Origin of the sequence: Nocardioides ochotonae, from assembly GCF_011420305.2 — a bacterium.
In the GTDB taxonomy this organism is placed as follows: domain Bacteria; phylum Actinomycetota; class Actinomycetes; order Propionibacteriales; family Nocardioidaceae; genus Nocardioides; species Nocardioides ochotonae.
The window spans coordinates 3,501,326-3,520,464 of sequence record NZ_CP061769.1 but is presented as its reverse complement, the minus strand read 5'-3'; the positions used below and the strand labels follow the sequence as shown (position 1 = coordinate 3,520,464).

Annotated in this window: 16 protein-coding genes; 11 read left to right on the top strand and 5 right to left on the bottom strand. The window is 72.3% G+C overall.

The genetic code is table 11. The features are described 5' to 3' along the window. Positions 1-35: 35 nt before the first annotated feature. The 6 genes from HBO46_RS16965 to guaA all read left to right on the top strand — a co-directional run bounded on the left by HBO46_RS16965 (position 36) and on the right by guaA (position 9,099). Positions 36-1,172, top strand: coding sequence for a phosphotransferase family protein (locus tag HBO46_RS16965; protein ID WP_224769196.1), 1,137 nt, complete (start codon positions 36-38; stop codon positions 1,170-1,172). Next, on the top strand, positions 1,169-2,290 hold the full coding sequence (locus HBO46_RS16960; RefSeq protein ID WP_166133781.1) for a hypothetical protein: 1,122 nt from the start codon (positions 1,169-1,171) through the stop codon (positions 2,288-2,290). The genes HBO46_RS16965 and HBO46_RS16960 overlap by 4 nt, the downstream gene beginning before the upstream one ends. Before the next feature lie 27 nt (positions 2,291-2,317). Next, complete coding sequence (locus HBO46_RS16955; RefSeq protein WP_166133779.1) at positions 2,318-3,787, top strand: aldehyde dehydrogenase; 1,470 nt, start codon at positions 2,318-2,320, stop codon at positions 3,785-3,787. 97 nt (positions 3,788-3,884) lie between these two features. Next, positions 3,885-5,504, top strand: a complete 1,620-nt coding sequence (locus tag HBO46_RS16950) for a succinic semialdehyde dehydrogenase (protein ID WP_166133777.1) — start codon at positions 3,885-3,887, stop codon at positions 5,502-5,504. Positions 5,505-5,536: 32 nt separating this feature from the next. Further along, positions 5,537-7,282, top strand: a complete 1,746-nt coding sequence (locus tag HBO46_RS16945; RefSeq protein ID WP_166133775.1) for a GMC oxidoreductase — start codon at positions 5,537-5,539, stop codon at positions 7,280-7,282. Positions 7,283-7,524: 242 nt separating this feature from the next. After that, a complete protein-coding gene (gene guaA / locus HBO46_RS16940) occupies positions 7,525-9,099 on the top strand; it encodes a glutamine-hydrolyzing GMP synthase (protein ID WP_166133773.1) in 1,575 nt (524 codons plus the stop codon). A 150-nt stretch (positions 9,100-9,249) separates the two neighbouring features. Here the strand turns inward: guaA and HBO46_RS16935 are convergent, their stop codons facing one another. Next, positions 9,250-10,122, bottom strand: coding sequence for a TIGR03619 family F420-dependent LLM class oxidoreductase (locus HBO46_RS16935; RefSeq protein WP_166133771.1), 873 nt, complete (start codon positions 10,120-10,122; stop codon positions 9,250-9,252). 60 nt (positions 10,123-10,182) lie between these two features. Here HBO46_RS16935 and HBO46_RS16930 point away from each other — a divergent pair, with 60 nt between their 5' ends. Then, positions 10,183-10,575 (top strand): VOC family protein, encoded by a 393-nt coding sequence (locus tag HBO46_RS16930; protein WP_166133769.1) that lies wholly within the window; start codon positions 10,183-10,185, stop codon positions 10,573-10,575. Positions 10,576-10,609: 34 nt separating this feature from the next. On the opposite strand, the gene HBO46_RS16925 is transcribed toward HBO46_RS16930, so the two are convergent. Then, on the bottom strand, positions 10,610-11,044 hold the full coding sequence (locus HBO46_RS16925; RefSeq protein ID WP_166133767.1) for an SHOCT domain-containing protein: 435 nt from the start codon (positions 11,042-11,044) through the stop codon (positions 10,610-10,612). 79 nt (positions 11,045-11,123) lie between these two features. On the opposite strand from HBO46_RS16925, the gene HBO46_RS16920 reads away from it, so the two are divergent. Then, the gene (locus HBO46_RS16920; protein WP_166133765.1) at positions 11,124-11,420 is read left to right on the top strand and encodes an antibiotic biosynthesis monooxygenase family protein; all 297 of its coding nucleotides are present in this window, start codon (positions 11,124-11,126) and stop codon (positions 11,418-11,420) included. Positions 11,421-11,433: 13 nt separating this feature from the next. Here HBO46_RS16920 and HBO46_RS16915 read toward each other — a convergent pair whose 3' ends face one another. Next, a complete protein-coding gene (locus HBO46_RS16915; protein WP_166133763.1) occupies positions 11,434-11,904 on the bottom strand; it encodes a DUF5709 domain-containing protein in 471 nt (156 codons plus the stop codon). 81 nt (positions 11,905-11,985) lie between these two features. After that, on the bottom strand, positions 11,986-13,161 hold the full coding sequence (locus HBO46_RS16910) for an ROK family transcriptional regulator (protein ID WP_166133761.1): 1,176 nt from the start codon (positions 13,159-13,161) through the stop codon (positions 11,986-11,988). A 168-nt stretch (positions 13,162-13,329) separates the two neighbouring features. On the opposite strand from HBO46_RS16910, the gene HBO46_RS16905 reads away from it, so the two are divergent. The 3 genes from HBO46_RS16905 to HBO46_RS16895 are packed head-to-tail and all read left to right on the top strand — an operon-like array spanning position 13,330 to position 16,516. Continuing rightward, the gene (locus HBO46_RS16905; protein ID WP_166133759.1) at positions 13,330-14,436 is read left to right on the top strand and encodes an ABC transporter substrate-binding protein; all 1,107 of its coding nucleotides are present in this window, start codon (positions 13,330-13,332) and stop codon (positions 14,434-14,436) included. Beyond that, complete coding sequence (locus HBO46_RS16900; RefSeq protein WP_166133757.1) at positions 14,436-15,263, top strand: ATP-binding cassette domain-containing protein; 828 nt, start codon at positions 14,436-14,438, stop codon at positions 15,261-15,263. Before HBO46_RS16905 ends, HBO46_RS16900 begins: the two co-directional genes overlap by 1 nt. After that, on the top strand, positions 15,260-16,516 hold the full coding sequence (locus HBO46_RS16895; protein WP_166133755.1) for a sugar ABC transporter permease: 1,257 nt from the start codon (positions 15,260-15,262) through the stop codon (positions 16,514-16,516). The genes HBO46_RS16900 and HBO46_RS16895 overlap by 4 nt, the downstream gene beginning before the upstream one ends. Positions 16,517-16,559: 43 nt before the next feature. On the opposite strand, the gene HBO46_RS16890 is transcribed toward HBO46_RS16895, so the two are convergent. After that, positions 16,560-19,139, bottom strand: a complete 2,580-nt coding sequence (locus HBO46_RS16890) for a bifunctional FO biosynthesis protein CofGH (protein WP_224769194.1) — start codon at positions 19,137-19,139, stop codon at positions 16,560-16,562.

The window sequence follows — 19,139 nt, the reverse complement described above, 5'->3', positions numbered from 1 at the left end:
GCGAAAGTGACGTGTCTCACATCGAGGAGGGTCTCGTGACCCAGGCGCCGCCCCCGGCCGACATGACCCTGCAGCGCTCGAGCCGGGACGCGCGCGACGTCCCGGCCCGGCTCGCCGCCTGGCTGGCCACCCACCTCCCGCCCGGCGCGGCCCCCCGGGTGACGCTCCTCGACGCCAGCGAGGCCAACGGCATGTCCTCGGAGACGATGCTGCTCGACGTCGAGTGGACCGAGGAGGGTGCACCCCGCTCCGGTCGCTACGTCGCGCGGGTCGCCCCGGCGCCCGAGGACTTCCCGGTGTTCCCCGAGTACGCCCTCGCCGAGCAGTACGACGCGATCCGGCTGGTCGGCGAGCTCACCGACGTACCGGTCCCGCAGGTGCACTGGCTGGAGCCGACCGGCGACGTGCTGGGCACGCCGTTCTTCGTGATGGACCGCCTCGACGGCGTCGTGCCGCAGGACGTGCTGCCCTACAACTTCGGCGACAACTGGCTCCACGACGCCACCCCCGAGCAGCAGCGCCGGCTCCAGGACAGCACCGTCGAGGTGCTGACCCGGCTGCACGCGATCCCCGACGCCGCCACGACGTTCGGCTTCCTCGACCCCGGCCGGCACGGGCACGAGGGACCCACGCCGCTCGCCCGGGCCCTGGCCCGCACCCGCGCGTGGTACGACTTCGCGATCCCCGACGTCGGCCGTTCGCCGATGGTCGAGCGCGGGCTCGCCTGGCTCGCCGAGCACCTCCCGGACACCGACGAGGCGGTGCTGTGCTGGGGCGACTCGCGCATCGGCAACGTGCTCTACGACGACTTCCGCCCGGTCGGGGTCCTGGACTGGGAGATGGCCACCCTCGGGCCGCGCGAGCTCGACGTGAGCTGGATGCTCTTCGCCCACCAGGTCTTCGAGTCGATCACCGGCGTGCTCGAGATGCCCGGCATGCCCGACCTGCTCGTCGAGGCCGACGTCCGCGCGACCTACGAGCGGCTCGCCGGCGTACCCCTGGGCGACCTGCGCTGGTACGACGTGTTCAACGGCGTGCAGTGGTGCATCGTCTTCATGCGCACCGGGGCGCGGCAGATCCACTTCGGCGAGATCGAGCGTCCCGACGACGTCGAGTCGCTGTTCCACTGCAAGCCGCTCGTCGAGCGGCTCCTCGAGGAGGTCGGCGCATGATCGGTCCGCTGGACGAGTACCCGCTGCACCAGGCGCCGCTGCCGATCGGCTGGCCGGCCAGCAGCGACCGCAACTTCTACGACCGGTCCTACTTCAACGCCCACGACCGCAGCGGGGAGATCTTCGTGATCACCGGGCTGGGCTACTACCCCAACCTCGGCACCAAGGATGCCTTCATGCTGGTGGCCCGTGAGGGTCGCCAGACCGCCGTCCACCTCTCCGACCTGTGCGACGGCGACCGCCTCCACCAGCGCGTCGGCGGCTACCGCCTCGACGTCGTGGAGCCGCTCGAGCGGCTGCACATCGAGCTCGAGGAGACCGACGGCATCGCCGCCGACCTGACCTGGACCGGCTCCTTCCCGGTGCTCCAGGAGCTCCCGCACGTGCTGCGCTCCGGGGCGCGGGTGACCCTCGACGCCCAGCGCTTCGCCCAGGTCGGCACCTGGGAGGGCCACCTCAGCGTCGACGGCGAGCGCATCGAGGTCACCCCGGACCGCTGGGTGGGCACCCGGGACCGCTCCTGGGGCATCCGCCCGGTCGGCGAGGCCGAGCCGGCGGGGGCGCCCAGCGATCCGCCGTTCGAGGGCATGTGGTGGCTCTACGTCCCGATGCGCTTCGAGGACTTCGCGGTGGTGGTGATCCTCCAGGAGGACCCGGACGGCTACCGCACGCTCAACGACTGCCACCGCATCCATCCCGACGGCCGCGTCGAGCAGCTCGGCTGGCCGCAGGTCCGCATCCACTACGCGCCCGGCGGCCGCACGCCGACCGGCGCCACCATCCGCTGCACCACGCCGATGGGGGAGGCCCTGGAGCTCGAGGTCAGCTCGCTGCTCGCCGCGCCGCTGCACGTCGGTGGCGGGTACGGCGGCGACCCCGACTGGCTGCACGGCACCTGGAAGGGCGAGAAGTTCACCGAGCGGGTCACCTACGACCTGACCGACCCGGCCGTACAGGGGCGGGTGATGTTCGGCTGCACCGACCACGTCGGGCGCGCCGTGCTCACCGAGGGCGGGCGCACCCACGAGGGCTGGGGCCTCTTCGAGCACTTCTGCATCGGGCGCCACGACCCCAGCGGCTTCACCGACTTCCTCCAGGTCGCGCCGACCGGCGCCTGACCCCGCGACATCGCTCCAGGAGATCCCATGACGCTCGACCGCTCCCTCGACCGGGACGCCTTCTTCATCGACGGCGGCTGGGCCGCGCCGGCGACCTCGGCCACCTTGGAGGTGGTCTCCCCGCACAGCGAGCAGGTGGTGGCCACGGTCCCCGAGGGCAGCGCTGGCGACATCGACGCCGCGGTCGCCGCGGCGCGCCGTGCCTTCGACGAGGGGCCGTGGCCGCGGATGTCGCCGCAGGAGCGGATCGCCGTCCTCGAGGTCTTCTCCGGGCTCTACGCCGCCCGGATGCAGGAGATGGCCGAGGTGATCACCGCCGAGATGGGCTCGCCGATCTCGTTCTCCCAGCTCGCCCAGTCCCCGGCCCCGTGGATGCAGATCGAGGCGTTCCTCGGCATCGCCCGGGACTTCGCCTGGGAGGAGACCCGCCCCGGCGTGCTCGGCGCCGACGTCGTCGTACGACGCGAGCCGCTGGGGGTGGTCGCGGCGATCCCGCCGTGGAACGTCCCGCAGTTCACCACCATCTCCAAGGTCGTGCCGGCGCTGCTGGCCGGCAACACGGTCGTGCTCAAGCCCGCGCCCGAGACGCCGCTGGACGCCTACCTGATGGCCGAGCTGCTCGCCGAGGCCGGCGTCCCGGCGGGCGTGGTCAACATCGTCGCGGCCGGCCGGGAGGTGGGCGAGCACCTCGTCGCGCACCCCGGCGTCGACAAGGTCGCCTTCACCGGGTCGACCGCCGCGGGGCGCCGGATCGCGGCGGTCTGCGGCGAGCGGCTGCGCCGGGTCAGCCTCGAGCTGGGCGGCAAGTCGGCCGCCATCGTGCTCGACGACGCCGACCTCGAGACCACGATGGCGGGGCTGCGCTTCATCGGGTTGATGAACTCCGGTCAGGCCTGCGTGGCCCAGACCCGGATCCTGGCGCCGCGCAGCCGCTACGACGAGGTCGTTGAGGCGCTGGCTCAGACCGTCGACGGCATGGCCGTCGGCGACCCCGGCGATCCGGCGACGGAGATCGGCCCGATGGTCGCCCGCCGCCAGCAGGAGCGCGTCGAGAAGTACATCGCCCTGGGCCAGGAGGAGGGCGCGCGCCTCGTCGTCGGCGGCAACGGCCTGCCCGCTGGCGTCGACCGCGGCTGGTACGTGCGCCCCACGGTCTTCGCCGACGTCGACAACCGGATGCGGATCGCGCAGGAGGAGATCTTCGGCCCGGTCCTGTCGGTGATCGGCTACGACGGGGTCGACGAGGCGGTGCGGATCGCCAACGACTCCGACTACGGCCTGGCCGGCACGGTGTGGACCGCCGACCCGGAGGCGGGGCTCGGGGTGGCCCGGCGGGTGCGCGCCGGCACCTACGGCGTCAACACCTACACGATGGACTTCGCCGCGCCCTTCGGCGGCTTCAAGGACTCCGGCATCGGCCGCGAGTTCGGACCCGAGGGGCTCGCGGAGTACACCGAGCTGAAGTCGATCTACACCTCTGCGCCCGAGCCGGCGTGAGCGATCGACAGGGATTGACAGGGCGCCGCGACGTGTCAAAGGAGGAGATCCCTACCGAGAGGTAGTTTCGGAGACCACGGTCACATACTCTCGGTACATGAGCGCTTCGAACCCCACGCCCGGTGGTCCCCTCGTCGAGGGCCCGCACGACCCCGAGCACGACCCGACCGCGTCGTACGCCCTCGAGCCCGACTACGTCAGCGCGCTGACCAGCCGGATCGCGGCCACCTCCGGACGCACCCACGAGGTCCGTTCGCCGCTCAACGGAGCCCCGCTGGCGCACGTGCCCCAGTCGAGCACCACCGACGTGGCCGAGGCGTTCGCGCGGGCCCGCCGGGCGCAGGAGTCCTGGGCCCGGGTGCCGGTCGCCGAGCGCGCCGCCGCCCTGCTGCGCCTGCACGACCTGGTGCTGGACCGCCAGGACGAGATCGTCGACCTGATCGTGTGGGAGTCGGGCAAGGCCCGCAAGCACGCCTTCGACGAGCCGCTCCACATCGCGCTGACTGCGCGCTACTACGGCCGCACCGCCGGTGAGCACCTCGGCACCCAGCGCAAGCTCGGCGTGGTCCCGGGCCTGACCCGCGTCGAGGTCAACCGGGTCCCGAAGGGCGTCGTCGGCATCATCTCGCCGTGGAACTACCCGTTCACGATGGCGCTGTGCGACGGGCTGCCGGCGCTGGCCGCGGGCAACGCGGTGGTGATCAAGCCCGACGCCCAGACGATGCTCTCCGCGGCGCTCGGCGCCCAGCTGCTCGAGGAGGCCGGGTTCCCCGCCGACCTGTGGCAGGTCGTGGCCGGCCCCGGCGACGAGATCGGCACCGCGGTGATCGGGCACGCCGACTACCTCTGCTTCACCGGCTCCACCGCGACCGGCCGGATCGTCGCGCGCGGCTGTGCGGACCGCCTGATCGGCTGCTCCCTGGAGCTCGGCGGCAAGAACCCGCTGCTCGTGCTGCGCGACGCCGACGTGGAGCGGGCCGCGGAGGGTGCGGTGCGCGCGTCGTTCTCCAACTCCGGGCAGCTGTGCGTCTCCACCGAGCGGATCTTCGTGGCCGACCAGGTCTACGACCGCTTCGTGGAGCGGTTCGTGGCCCGCACCCAGGCGATGACGCTGGGCGCGACGCTGGAGTGGGGCAACGACATGGGCCCGCTGATCAGCCAGGCCCAGCTCGACACCGTCACCGCCCACGTCGAGGACGCGGTCGCCAAGGGCGCGCGGGTGCTCGCCGGCGGCAAGGCCCGTCCGGACCTCGGGCCGTACTTCTTCGAGCCGACGATCCTCGAGCACGTCACCCCCGACATGACCTGCTTCGGCCACGAGACGTTCGGCCCGGTCGTCTCGATCTACCGCTTCCACGACGAGGCCGATGCGATCGCCCGCGCCAACGAGGGGGACTACGGCCTCAACGCCTCGGTCTACACCCGTGACGGCTCGCGGGGGCGCGCCGTGGCGGCCCAGATCCGCTGCGGCACCGTGAACGTCAACGAGGCCTTCGGTGCGGTCTTCGCCAGCATCGACAGCCCGATGGGCGGCATGCGCCAGTCGGGGATGGGCAGGCGCCAGGGCGCCGAGGGGATCCTGCGCTACACCGAGCCGCAGTCGGTGGCCACCCAGCGGCTGATCCGGATCGCCCCGATGCTCGGGATGTCCGATGAGCTGTACGGCAAGGTCATGACGGCCAACCTGCGCCTGATGAAGAAGCTCGGCCGCCCGTGAGCGGGTCGGCGTACCAACGGGGGGATCACGACGTGAGCAGCAGCGAGAGTGCCAGTGACGGGGGCGCGGAGCTCGACTTCGACGTGCTGGTGATCGGGTCCGGCTTCGGCGGCTCGGTCACCGCGCTGCGGCTGAGCGAGAAGGGCTACCGCGTCGGGGTGCTCGAGGCCGGCGCCCGGTTCCGCGACGAGGACCTGCCCCGGCACTCCTTCGAGGTCGACAAGTACCTCTTCCGCCCCGAGATCGGCTGCTACGGCATCCAGCGCATCGACGCGATCCGCGACTGCATGATCGTGTCGGGCGCCGGGGTGGGCGGTGGCTCGCTGGTCTACGCCAACACGCTCTACGAGCCGCTGCCGGCGTTCTTCAACGACCCGCAGTGGAGCCACATCACCGACTGGCGCTCTGAGCTCGCGCCGTACTACGACCAGGCGAAGCGGATGCTGGGCGTGGTCGAGAACCCGCTGCGCACCCCGGCCGACGAGGTGATGGAGAAGGTCGCGACCGAGATGGGCGTGGCCGACACCTTCGCGCCCACGCCCGTGGGCGTCTTCTTCGGCGGCCCCGGCGACCAGCCGGGCGACGTGGTGGCCGACCCGTACTTCGGCGGCGCCGGCCCGGACCGCAAGACCTGCATCGGCTGCGGCGGCTGCATGACCGGCTGCCTGCACAACGCCAAGAACACCCTGGTCAAGAACTACCTCTACCTCGCCGAGCAGCGCGGGGTGAAGGTGCTGCCGCTGACCACCGTCACCCGGCTCGCGCCGCGGGCCGGCGGCGGCTACGACGTGCACGTGCGCTTCACCAAGGCCAAGACCGGGCGGCGCTCGGCACGCCGGGTGCTCACCGCCCAGCAGGTCGTGGTGGCGGCCTCCGCGCTGGGCACCCAGCGGCTGCTGCACCGGATGCGCGACGAGGGGCACCTGCCGCAGATCTCCGAGCGGCTGGGCTACCTCTCGCGCACCAACTCCGAGTCGATCCTCGGCGCCATCGCGCCGGACACCAAGGTCGACTACAGCCAGGGCATCGCGATCACGTCCAGCTTCCACCCCGACGCCGACACCCACATCGAGCCGGTGCGCTACGGCAAGGGCAGCAACTTCATGTCGCTGCTGCAGACGGTGCTCACCGAGGGCGACGGCCCGGCGCCGCGCTGGCAGACCTGGCTGCGCGAGACCTGGAAGCAGCGCCGCCACGTGCGCGACCTCTACGACCTGCGGCACTGGTCGGAGCGCACCGTGATCGCGCTGGTGATGCAGAGCCTGGACAACTCGATCACCACCTACACCAAGCGCATCCCCGGCACCCGGCGGCGCTACCTGACCTCGCGGCAGGGCCACGGTGTCCCGAACCCCACCTGGATCCCGGCGGCGAACACCGCCGTCAAGGCGATGGCGCGGATCATCAACGGCACCCCGGGCGGCAACATCGGCGAGCAGTTCAACCGCCCGCTGACCGCGCACTTCATCGGCGGCTGCGCGATCGGCGACTCACCCGAGACCGGCGTCATCGACCCCTACCAGCGCGTCTACGGCCACCCCGGCCTGCACATCGCCGACGGCTCCGCGGTCACCGCCAACCTCGGGGTCAACCCGTCGCTGACGATCACCGCCCAGGCCGAGCGGGCGATGTCGCTGTGGCCCAACAAGGGCGAGGCCGACCCGCGCCCGGACCTGGGGGCGGCGTACGTCCGCATCGCGCCGGTGGCGCCGCGCGACCCGGCGGTGCCGCCGACCGCGCCGGCCGCGCTGAGGCTGCCGGTGGTGGGCGTCAGCTGAGACCGGTGCGGGCCGCGGCGCCGCGGTCGCGGATCCGCGACTTTCGCGTTCCCGGCGTAACCGCCGGCGGTCCGGTTCGTTGCCCTGGACAGACCCGGTGACCATGCACGGCTCCCTCCCTGCGGCCGGGTCGGTGTGTCCAGGCGCTGTCCGACAGGGCATGGACGATCAGGGCCCGGCCACTCCCTCCCCGGCCGGGCCCTGATGCATTTTCGGGGGCGTCACGCCGGTACGATTCGGCCATGTCTGCGACTTCTTCGGCGGCGACGCCCGACCACGACCTCGTCCTGGTCGTCGACTTCGGCGCGCAGTACGCCCAGCTGATCGCGCGCCGGGTGCGCGAGGCGCGGGTCTACTCCGAGATCGTCCCGCACACCGTGCCGGTGGCGGAGATGCTCGCGCGCAAGCCGAAGGCGATCATCCTGTCCGGCGGCCCCTCGAGCGTGTACGCCGAGGGCGCGCCCGGGATCGACCAGGCCCTCTTCGAGGCCGGCACTCCCGTGTTCGGCATGTGCTACGGCTTCCAGCTGATGGCCCAGGGCCTCGGCGGCGAGGTCGCGCACACCGGTGCGCGCGAGTACGGCCGCACCCCGGTGACGATCGCCGAGCCGGGCACCCTGCTCGCCGGCGTACCGGTCGAGCACAACGTGTGGATGTCGCACGGCGACTCCGTGGCGCAGGCGCCGGAGGGCTTCACCGTGCTGGCGTCCACCGCGGACACCCCGGTCGCCGCCTTCGAGAACGTCGACCGCGGCTTCGCCGGCGTGCAGTGGCACCCCGAGGTGCTGCACTCCGAGCACGGCCAGGAGATCCTCGAGCACTTCCTCCACGACATCGCCGGCTGCCGCCAGACCTGGACGATGGTCAACATCGTCGAGGAGCAGGTCGAGCTGATCCGCGAGCAGGTCGGTGAGGGTCGCGCGATCTGCGCCCTGTCCGGTGGTGTCGACTCCGCCGTGGCCGCCGCGATCGTGCAGCGCGCCATCGGCGACCGCCTCACCTGCGTCTACGTCGACCACGGCATGATGCGCGCCGGCGAGACCGCCCAGGTCAAGCGGGACTTCGAGGAGGTCTTCGACTCCCTCGACGTGGTCGACGCCGAGGAGCGCTTCCTCGACGCGCTGGCCGGGGTCACCGACCCGGAGACCAAGCGCAAGATCATCGGCCGCGAGTTCATCCGCACCTTCGAGGCCGCCCAGGTGCGCGTGTTCGGCGACGCCCACGGCACCGGCTACCTCGTCCAGGGCACGCTCTACCCCGACGTGGTCGAGTCCGGCGGCGGTGCCGGCACCTCCAACATCAAGTCCCACCACAACGTCGGTGGCCTGCCCGACGACCTCGACTTCGAGCTGATCGAGCCGCTGCGCACGCTGTTCAAGGACGAGGTCCGTGCGGTCGGCGAGCAGCTCGGGCTGCCCGACACGATGGTGTGGCGCCAGCCGTTCCCGGGCCCCGGCCTCGGTATCCGGATCATCGGCGAGGTCACCCGCGAGCGCCTCGACATTCTGCGCCAGGCCGACCTGATCGCCCGCGAGGAGCTGACCCGCTCCGGCCTGGACCGCGAGATCTGGCAGATGCCGGTCGTGCTGCTCGCCGACGTCCGCTCGGTCGGTGTCCAGGGCGACGGCCGCACCTACGGCCACCCCGTCGTGCTGCGCCCGGTCACCTCCGAGGACGCGATGACGGCCGACTGGGCGCGCCTGCCCTATGAGGTCATGGAGCGCATCTCCACGCGGATCACCAACGAGGTGGCGGAGATCAACCGGGTGACGATCGACATCACGTCGAAGCCCCCGGGGACCATCGAGTGGGAGTGAGTGGAGCGAGGAACGAGCGGAACTCAGCTCCCACTCGTTAAGGGGAGAGTGGGAGTGAGTGGAGCGAGGAACGAGCGGAGTTCGGCTCCCGCTCGTTAAGGGGAGAGTGGGAGTGACCGCCGCTCGGGTGTGATCGGAGCAGGCTGAGACTCAGGCAGCCTCCGCCAGCGGCGCGATGACGTCGGCGGCGAAGCGCTCCATGCTCTCGAGCTTCTGCGCGAGCGTGGCGTGCATGCCGTGGTAGTAGGCCCACGGCATGGTCATGCACTCGGTGACGCCGCCCTCCCGGGCACGGCGGAAGTGCTCGGGGAGGAACGCGTCGGTCAGCGCGACGAGCACCTCGAAGTCGCCGGCGCGGCCCTGCTCGCGGCGCACCTCGGCAAGCCGGGCGGCGTGGGCGATCGCCTCGTCGGTGCGGTACATGTCGCCGACCCAGCCGTCGTGGCGCGCGGCGCGGCGGAAGGCGACCTCGGAGAGCCCGCCGACGTAGATCGGGGGCTGCTCGGTGGGGGTCGGCTCCATCGCGAGCGGCGGCACCGAGTGGAACTCGCCCTCGAAGGACTTCATCCCCGGCGTCCACATCGCGCGGCACAGCGCGAGCGCCTCGTCGGTACGACGGCCGCGGGTGCGGAAGTCCTGGCCGAGCAGCTCGAACTCCTCCTCGCACCAGCCGATCCCGACGCCGAGCGCCACCCGGTTGCCGGAGAGCACGGCCGCGGTGCCGACCGCCTTGGCGACCGTGAGCGGGTGACGCAGCGCGGGCACGTAGACAGTGGTCACGAACCGCAGCCGGGTGGTCACCGCGGCGAGGGCGCCGATGAGCACCCACGGGTCCGGCCACTGCGCGTCCAGGCTCCAGCGCCGTTGTCCGTCGGGGGTGTAGGGGTACGGCGTGCGCAGCGTCTCGAGGTCCACGACGTGCTCGGGCACCGCGATGCCGTGGTAGCCCAGCGCGTCGGCCACCCGGGCGATCTCGAGGAGCTGCTCGGTGGGCAGGAAGGCCGTGTTGATCGAGAACCGCATGGCCGCACCCTAGAACGTGTTCTCGCTCGGCGGGGGCTGTCGCGGGCCTAGGATGCCGACATGGAGCGCGCGGTGCACCACCTCGACCTGTGGGTGTCCGATCCAGGCCTGGCGGTCGACGAGTGGGGCTGGCTGCTCGGTGAGCTGGGCTGGGAGATCGACATCGAGGGCTCCTCGTGGGTCCACCCCGACGGGACCTACCTGTTCCTCGAGCGCTCGGCGGACCAGCTCGACGTGCCCCACGACCGGATGCGCCCCGGCCTCAACCACCTCGCGCTGCTGATGCCGGAGGACGCCGACCGGGCCGCGCTCGACCGGCTCCGTGCGGAGTCGTCGGGCCACGGCTGGCACGAGCTGTTCGCCGACCGGTTCCCGCACGCGGGCGGGGAGCAGCACACCGCGCTGTACCTGACCAACTCCGAGGGGTTCGAGGTCGAGGTCGTGCTGGCCTGAGCCGACCGGCCGACCGGCCGACCGGCCGACCGGCTCAGACGTCGTCGAGGATCGCGCGCCGGCGCTCGGCGTACTCCTCCTCGGTGAGCAGGCCGTCGTCGCGCAGCGCGGTGAGCTCGCGCAGCCGCTCCGCGACCGGTCGCGCCTCGCCGGATCGCTGGGCCGGGGGTTGCTGGGCCGGGGGCTGCTGGGCGCGCAGGCTCGAGGCGAGGTACGTCGTGCTCAGCCCCTGGTCGCTGAGCAGCGCCATCCTGGTGGCGTCGTCCTCGTCGAGGCCGGCGTCCCGTGCCATCCGGCGCGCCGTGGACACCCGCCAGATCGCCGAGGCGATGCCGATGACGACGATCAGCGCGAAGAACAGGCCGAACGCCACCGGCACGCCGCTGGCGACCTCACCGAAGTCGTCGTCGAGGGTCGGCTCGTCCTCCCACGGGATCTCGCCGAGGATCAGCAGCAGGGTGCCCGTCATGGCGGCATCGTAGGCGCGCCCCGGCGCGGGCGTCGGGAGATGCGTGAACCGGTGCGCCGCCGGCCGCTAGCCTCGCGCCATGATCCTCGAGCACGCCCTGCTGCCCGTCCGGCCCGGGACGGCCGAGGAGTTCCTCGCCGCGTTCGCGGAGGCGAGGACCATCATCTCGGCCAGTCCCGGCTTCGGGAGCCTCGAGCTCTCACGCTGCGTGGAGCGCCCCGACACCTTCCTGCTCCTCGTGGAGTGGGAGCGCCTGGAGGACCACACCGAGGGGTTCCGGGGCTCCGCGGCGTACGCGGAGTGGCGGCGCCTGCTGCACCACTTCTACGACCCGTTCCCGGTCGTGGAGCACTTCGAGCGCGTGCTCGAGGGATGAGGCCCGCGCAGCCCTACTCCAGCTCGTCGTCGGGTACGACGTGGACGGCGGCCTCCTCGGCCGAGGCGGCCGCACCGTCGATGCCGACGTCGCGACCCACCAGGTCGGGCTCGGTGTCCTCGCCGATGCCCTCGTTGGGGTCCACGAGGCGTCCGGCGCGCTGGTCGCCGACCTCGCTGCTCGCCGTGGTGCCCTCGATCGTGTCGAGGTCCTCGGCCGCGGCCTGCTCGTAGGGATCCGGCTCGGGGATCTCCTGGCGCTCGCGCTGGTCGATGGTCTCGCGGTGCTCCTCCTCCCAGGGCGTGTTGCCGTAGCCCTGTGCGGGGGAGTACTTCTCGGGCGGGGAGTAGCCGCGGTCCGCCTCGTCCACGATGTCGTCGTTCAGGAGCATGTCCTCGGCGCCCGGCTGGTCCTCGTCGTCGACGCTGTAGTCGCCGTAGATCTCGCGGTCGCCCGGGTCCGGGTTGGTGTCGTTGCTCGTCATGCGGCCTCCTTCATCGGTGTCGGCCCAGGGGTACCCGAGGCCGAGACCCACCATGCGAGATCCGACCCACGCCCAGGGCGCTCAGTCGACCGAGAGGACCGTGCGCTCAGCGGCCAGCAGGACCGCTCCCACGAGGCTGGCGCGCTCGCCCAGCTCGCTGGCCACCACGGGGGTGAGGGCGACCGCGTCGAGGGCGTGGCGGCGCAGCCCGATGCGGGCCGAGTCCAGGATCAGGGAGCCCGCGCGGGCCATGTCGCCGCCGACGACGACGACGGCGGGGTTGAGCAGGTTGACGATGCTGGCCAGGCCCCAGCCGAGGTGCAGGCCGGCGTCCTCGAGCGCGCGCTGCGCGGAGACGTTGTCGGCGCGGGCGGCGGCCACGACGTCGTCGAAGCTGGCTCCGGGCAGCTGGCCGGCCATCATCGAGAGCACGGTGCCGACGGAGGTGTAGGCCTCCAGGCAGCCGCGGCTGCCGCAGCGGCACAGCGGGCCCTGGTCGTCGAGGGTCAGGTGACCGATCTCGCCGGCGCTGCCGCCGGCGCCGTGCAGGAGCTGGTCGTCGATGACGATCCCGGCGCCGACCCCGGAGGAGATCTTCACGAACACCGAGCTGCGGTGCCCGCGGGCGACCCCGACGCGGTGCTCGGCCAGCGCGCCCAGGTTGGCGTCGTTCTCCACGTGCACGGGCGCGTCGAGCACCTGGGCCGCGGCGGCTCGGGCATCGATGCCCTCCCACCCGGGGAAGATGGCCGCGGAGCGGATGACATCGTCGGTGACCGGCGCGGGCAGGCCCAGCGCGACGTGCCGCGCCGGGCCCTCGCCCTCGAGCAGCTCCTCCAGGAGGGCGGCAGCCAGGGCCAGCGCGCCGCGGTGGTCGGCGGGATCCTCCAGCGGGACCCGCCGCTCCCGGCGCACCCGGCCCACGAGGTCGCCGACCGCCACCGCGACGTGGCTGTGGCCGAAGTCGATGCCGGCCACCGTCCCGGCGGCGGCCGAGAGCCGCACGGCCGAGCCGCGCCGGCCCGCGCCCGGCGTGGTCTCGGCGAGCCCGGCCCCGGTCAACTCGCGCACGATGTTCGACACCGTGGCCGGCGCCAGGCCGGTCGTGCGCGCCAGCTCCGCCTGGGTGTACGCCGTGGACGGTGTGCCGTCCGCGGGGACGTCGGCCACCGCGCCGCGCAGCACGTCGAGAACCCGCTGCTGGTTGGCCACCCGCAGTGCGGAGGTGGAGCCCGGGGCTGAGCGGACCGACGACATGGGCGAAGCGTGCCCGCCCGGCGGCGTAACGGTCAAGAGTTGACGTCAAGGCGGGGCATACCCACGGTTGGTCACGATTCGCCTTCGGTCCTTGACGACAACAGTGTGACGTTCGACACTCGACCAGTCCCGTCCTGCGGCAGAGGCCGCGCCAGTCGAGGAGCGACCATGACCATCCACCTTCACCGCGTGGCGGCCCTGGGGGCCGCACTCATCCTGGGCGCCGGTTCCTTCGCGGCCTGCGGCGCCAACGACGAGGAGAGCGACAACAACGACAGCGGGGGCGACAGCGCGTCCGGCGGCACCATCGCGCTGCTGCTCCCGGAGTCCAAGACCACCCGCTACGAGGCGTTCGACAAGCCGCTCTTCGAGGCGAAGGTCGCCGAGCTCTGTCCGGACTGCGAGGTCGACTACTACAACGCCGACCAGGACGAGCAGAAGCAGGCCCAGCAGGTCACCAGCGCGCTGACCGCGGGCGCCGACGTGATGGTGCTCGATCCGGTCAACGGGGCCGGTGCCACCGGCATGGTCCAGGAGGCGCAGGGCCAGGACGTGCCGGTCATCGCCTACGACCGGTTCATCGAGGGCGCCGACTACTACATGTCCTTCGACAACGAGACCGTCGGCAAGATGCAGGCCGAGGCGCTCGCCGAGGCGGTCGGCGACAAGGGCAGCATCCTGATGCTCAACGGTGCGCCCACCGATCCCAACGCCGCGCAGTTCAAGGCCGGCGCGCACAGCGTGCTCGACAAGAGCGGCGTGAAGATCCTCGCGGAGTACGACAACCCCGACTGGAGCCCCGAGAACGCCCAGCAGTGGACCACCGACCAGCTGAGCAAGTACGACCCCAGCGAGATCGTCGGCGTGTACGCCGCGAACGACGGGCAGGCCGGCGGTGTGGTCGCGGCGATGACCGGTGCCGGCGTCGCCCTCAACCAGCTGCCCCCGATCACCGGGCAGGACGCCGAGATCGCCGCGATCCAGCGCATCCTCGCCGGTGAGCAGGCGATGACGATCTACAAGCCGATCGCGATCGAGGCGGAGACCGCGGCGGAGGTCGCCGTGCAGCTGGCGAACGGCGAGGAGCCGGGCGCCACCAGCGACACCGGCGTCGACCAGACCGACTTCGAGGGCGTGACGTCCTACATCTTCGACCCGATCGTCGTGACTGCGGACAACGTGGCCGACACCGTGATCGCCGACGGCTTCTACACCGCCGAGGACATCTGCACCGGCGACTACGCGAAGGCCTGCACGGAGGCCGGCATCTCCTGATGAGCACGACGACGGAGCAGGTGGGCAGCGGCCCGGCGCAGGGGGAGGCGGTCCTCTCCCTCGCCGGGGTCCACAAGAGGTTCGGTGCGGTGCAGGCGCTCACCGACGTCCACCTCGAGGTGGCCGCCGGGGAGGTGGTCGCCCTGGTGGGCGACAACGGTGCCGGCAAGTCCACGCTGGTGAAGGTGATCTCCGGGGTCTACGCCCCCGACGACGGGGAGATCGTCTTCGGCGGCCGACGCGTCACCGTGGGTGGCCCCGCGGCCGCCCAGGCGCTGGGCATCGCGACGGTCTTCCAGGACCTCGCGCTGTGCGACAACCTCGACGTCGTCGCCAACCTGTTCCTCGGCCAGGAGCTGCATCGGGCCGAGGTGCTCGACGAGGTCGCGATGGAGCGGGAGTCGTGGCGCCTGCTGCGCACCCTCTCCGCCAAGATCCCCTCGGTGCGGATCCCGGTCGCCTCGCTCTCCGGCGGGCAGCGCCAGACCGTGGCGATCGCGCGGGCCCTGGTGGGCGAGCCGCGGATCGTGATGCTCGACGAGCCGACCGCCGCGCTCGGTGTCGCGCAGACCGCCGAGGTCCTCAACCTCATCGAGCGGCTGCGCGACACCGGCCTGGGGGTGATCCTGGTCAGCCACAACATGGCCGACGTCCAGGCCGTCGCCGACCGGATCGTGGTGCTGCGGCTGGGGCGCAACACCGCGGAGTTCCGCGCCGAGGAGGTCAACACCGAGCAGCTGGTGGCCGCGATCACCGGCGCCTCGGACAACGTCGTCGCGACCCGCGCCAGCCGCGCCCGTCAGACCCACCCGGAGGCAGAGCAGTGAGCAGCACGCTGGACCCGACGTCCTCCCCGGTCGCCGCCGACGTCGCCGACGAGCGGCTGATCCAGGGCCGCGGGCTCGGCGGCCTGGTCGCGGCCGGCTGGTCCCGCCTGCGGGGCGGCGAGCTCGGGGCGCTGCCGGTCGTGTTCGGGCTGGCGATCATCTCGCTGGTCTTCTACTCCCAGGAGGCCACGTTCCTGTCCTCGCGCAACCTGGTCTCGATCACCCAGTTCGCCGCGCCGGTCGGGGTGATCTCGCTGGGCATCGTGCTGGTGCTGCTGCTCGGCGAGATCGACCTCTCGGTCGGCTCGGTCTCGGGCTTCGCCGCCGCCTCGATGGCGGTGCTCGTGGTGGACAAGAGCCAGTCGCTGTGGGTCGGGATGCTCGTCGGCGTCCTGATCGGCACCGCGATCGGGTCGTTCTACGCCTTCCTCTACACCCGCATCGGCGTGCCCAGCTTCGTGTTCTCCCTCGCCGGTCTGCTGGCCTTCCAGGGCGCGCTGCTCTACGTGCTCGGCGACCAGGGCACGATCGTGCTCCCGATCGACTCGGGGCTGCGGGAGTTCGCGCGCGAGCGGTTCCTCACCGACGTGCAGGCCTACGTGCTGCTCGCCGTCGTCGTCGCGGTGTACGTCGGCTCCCAGCTGCTCGTGGCACGGCGTCGTCGCGCCGCCGGCCTCACCCCGCCGCACCTGCTCCTGGTCGCGGTCAAGGCCGCGCTGCTGCTCGCCGGGCTGGGGTTCCTCACCTACTACCTCGGCATCGACCGCGGCTGGGGCTACCTCTTCGTGCTGTTCGCGGCGCTGGTCGTCGCGATGGACCTGGTGCTGCGCAAGACCAGGTGGGGCCGTCACGTGTACGCCGTGGGCGGCAACGAGGAGGCCGCGCGCCGCTCCGGCATCAAGGTCGGACGGATCTACTTCTCCGTCTTCGCCGCTGCCTCCACCTTCGCCGCGCTCGGCGGCATCCTGCTCGCCGGTCAGCTGACCTCGGTCTCGCAGAGCAGCGGCACCACCGACACGAACCTGACCGCGATCGCGGCCGCAGTCATCGGCGGCACCAGCCTCTTCGGCGGCCGCGGCACGGCGTACTCCGCGCTGCTCGGCATCATGGTGCTCCAGGCCATCCAGAACGGCCTGAACCTGATGAACGTCGACTCCTCGGTGCGCTTCATGGTCACCGGCGCGGTGCTGCTGCTGGCCGTGGCCATCGACTCGGTGTCGCGGCGGGTGCGCTCCTCCAGCGGCCGCGGCTAGGTGCGCCGGGCCCGATCAGCGGGGCACGATCAACCGGGCAGGCTCAGCGGGGCTGGTACGTCGTGGTGCGCTCCGCGACCGGGCGACCGATGCCCGACCCGATCTCGACGAGCTCCTCGATCGTCTTCGCCGAGCCGTGCTCGGAGCCGGCCATCCGCGAGATGGTCTCCTCCATCAGCGTGCCGCCGAGGTCGTTGGCGCCGGCGCGGAGCATCGCGCGGGTGCCCTCGACGCCGAGCTTGACCCAGCTGGTCTGGATGTTGTCGATGCGCCCGTGCAGCAGGATCCGGGCGAGCGCGTGGACCGCGAGGTTGTCGCGCAGCGTGGGACCGGGGCGGGCGACACCGGCGAGGTAGATCGGCGCCGAGGTGTGCACGAACGGCAGCGGCACGAACTCGGTGAACCCGGTGCGCCCGGCCTCCCGCGACTCGTCCTGGATCCGCGACAGCACCCGCAGGTGACCCACCCAGTGGCGTGGGTTGTCGACGTGGCCGTACATCATCGTCGAGGTCGTGGGGATGCCGAGGCGGTGCGCCGTGGAGACGATCTCGATCCAGGTGCGCGCCGGCAGCTTGCCCTTGGTGAGCACCCAGCGGACCTCGTCGTCGAGGATCTCCGCGGCGGTGCCGGGCAGCGAGCCGAGGCCCGCCTCGCGCGCCTTGATCAGGAAGTCCTCGATCGACAGCCCGGTGCGGGCAGTGCCGTTGACGACCTCCATCGGCGAGAAGGCGTGCACGTGCATCTCCGGCACCCTCGCCTTGACCGCAGCGACCAGGTCGAAGTACGCGGTCGCGGGCAGCTCGGGGTCGATGCCGCCCTGCATGCAGACCTCGGTGGCGCCGAGGTCCCAGGCCTCGGCGGCCCGGTCGGCGACCTCGTCGAGGGACAGCGAGTAGGCGTCGGAGTCGGTGCGCCGCTGGGCGAAGGCGCAGAAGCGGCAGCCGACGTAGCAGACGTTGGTGAAGTTGATGTTGCGGTTGACGACGTAGGTCACGGTGTCGCCGACCGCCTCGCGGCGCAGGTGGTCGGCCAGCCGGCAGACCTCCTCCAGCAGCTCGCCCTCGGCGGTCATCAGGGTGAGCGCGTGGGCGTCGGAGAGGTTGCCCGGGTCGGCCTCGGCGGCGGCCAGCGCGTCGCGTCCCTCGGCGGTGAGCACGGCCGGTGCCCCGTCGACCGAGCCGCCGTCGACGGCTCCGGTGCCCGTCGAGACCGCTGCGGCACGTACGGCGTCCCAGTCGCCGTAGACGCTCTCGAAGTCACCGCGGCGATCCGCGCTGCGGCCCTCGGAGTCGACGGCGGCGTGCAGGTCGGTGCGGCCGGCGCTCGCGAACCCGCCGTCCGGCTCCTGCCACGGCAGCCCCACCGGTCGTACGCCGGGGCGCGCGAGACCCGCGCGGGGGCCCTCGAGGATCGCCAGCGCGGCGACGTGGCGGTGCAGGCGGGGGTCGACCCACGGGGTGCCGCCGGTGAGCGAGGGCACGACGTACTCGGGGTGGACGGTGAGGCGCGGGGCGAGCTCGAAGCCGCACTCGTCGGTGAGCGCGCGCAGCCGCTCCAGCGAGGGCCAGGGGCGCTCGGGGTTGACGTGGTCGGGGGTGAGCGGGGAGACCCCGCCCCAGTCGTCGACGCCGGCGCCGAGCAGGGCGCGGCACTCCTCGAGGTCGACGAGGTTGGGCGGCGCCTGGACGCGCGCCTTCGGGCCGAGAACGAGCCGGGTGACCGCGATCGCGGCGCGGTACTCCTCGAGGTCGAGGTCGTCGGTGTGGCGCATCGCGGTGTCCGGCTTGGACCGGAAGTTCTGGACGATGACCTCCTGCACCGCGCCGTAGGCGCGGGCGGTGGCGCGCAGCGCGAAGATCGTCTCGGCGCGCTCGGTGAGCGTCTCCCCGATGCCGACCAGCAGACCGGTGGTGAACGGCACCGCGAGGCGCCCGGCGTCCTCGAGCACCCGCAGGCGCAGCTCGGGGTCCTTGTCGGGGGAGCCGAAGTGGGCCTCGCCCTTGGTCTCGAAGAGCCGCCGCGAGGTGGTCTCCAGCATCATCCCCATCGAGGGGGAGACCGCCTTGAGTCGGTTCATCTCCTCCCACGACATGACGCCGGGGTTGAGGTGGGGCAGCAGGCCGGTCTCCTCCAGCACTCGCACGGCCATCGCGCGCACGTAGGCCAGGGTCGAGTCGTAGCCCTGCTCGTCGAGCCAGGCCTGCGCCTCGGGCCAACGGTCCTCGGGACGGTCACCGAGGGTGAACAGCGCCTCCAGGCAGCCGAGCTCGGCACCCTGGCGGGCGATGTCGAGGATCTCGTCGGGGGAGAGGTACGGCGCGCGCCCCTCCCGGGCGGCCTGGCCCGGGGTCTCGACGAACGTGCAGTAGTGGCACCGGTCGCGGCACAGCCGGGTGACCGGGATGAACACCTTGGGCGAGTAGGTCACCAGGCCGGGGCGCCCCGCGGCCACCAGCCCGGCGTCGCGGACCTTGGCCGCGGCCGCGCACAGCCGGTCCAGGTCGGGGCCGCTCGCCGCGAGCAGCGCGGTCGCCTCCGCCACGTCGAGGGCCGCGCCGCGCTCGGCTCGCGCGAGCGCCCGTCGTACCTGCTGCGGGGTGGGACGGTCGGTGGTCTGGCTCAC

Coding starts and splice junctions, on each gene's coding strand:
- HBO46_RS16960 (WP_166133781.1), top strand. CDS start 1,169: ATGATCGGTCCGCTGGACGAGTACCCGCTGCACCAGGCGCCGCTGCCG.
- HBO46_RS16955 (WP_166133779.1), top strand. CDS start 2,318: ATGACGCTCGACCGCTCCCTCGACCGGGACGCCTTCTTCATCGACGGC.
- HBO46_RS16950 (WP_166133777.1), top strand. CDS start 3,885: ATGAGCGCTTCGAACCCCACGCCCGGTGGTCCCCTCGTCGAGGGCCCG.
- guaA (WP_166133773.1), top strand. CDS start 7,525: ATGTCTGCGACTTCTTCGGCGGCGACGCCCGACCACGACCTCGTCCTG.
- HBO46_RS16935 (WP_166133771.1), bottom strand. CDS start 10,122: ATGCGGTTCTCGATCAACACGGCCTTCCTGCCCACCGAGCAGCTCCTC.
- HBO46_RS16930 (WP_166133769.1), top strand. CDS start 10,183: ATGGAGCGCGCGGTGCACCACCTCGACCTGTGGGTGTCCGATCCAGGC.
- HBO46_RS16925 (WP_166133767.1), bottom strand. CDS start 11,044: ATGACGGGCACCCTGCTGCTGATCCTCGGCGAGATCCCGTGGGAGGAC.
- HBO46_RS16920 (WP_166133765.1), top strand. CDS start 11,124: ATGATCCTCGAGCACGCCCTGCTGCCCGTCCGGCCCGGGACGGCCGAG.
- HBO46_RS16915 (WP_166133763.1), bottom strand. CDS start 11,904: ATGACGAGCAACGACACCAACCCGGACCCGGGCGACCGCGAGATCTAC.
- HBO46_RS16910 (WP_166133761.1), bottom strand. CDS start 13,161: ATGTCGTCGGTCCGCTCAGCCCCGGGCTCCACCTCCGCACTGCGGGTG.
- HBO46_RS16905 (WP_166133759.1), top strand. CDS start 13,330: ATGACCATCCACCTTCACCGCGTGGCGGCCCTGGGGGCCGCACTCATC.
- HBO46_RS16900 (WP_166133757.1), top strand. CDS start 14,436: ATGAGCACGACGACGGAGCAGGTGGGCAGCGGCCCGGCGCAGGGGGAG.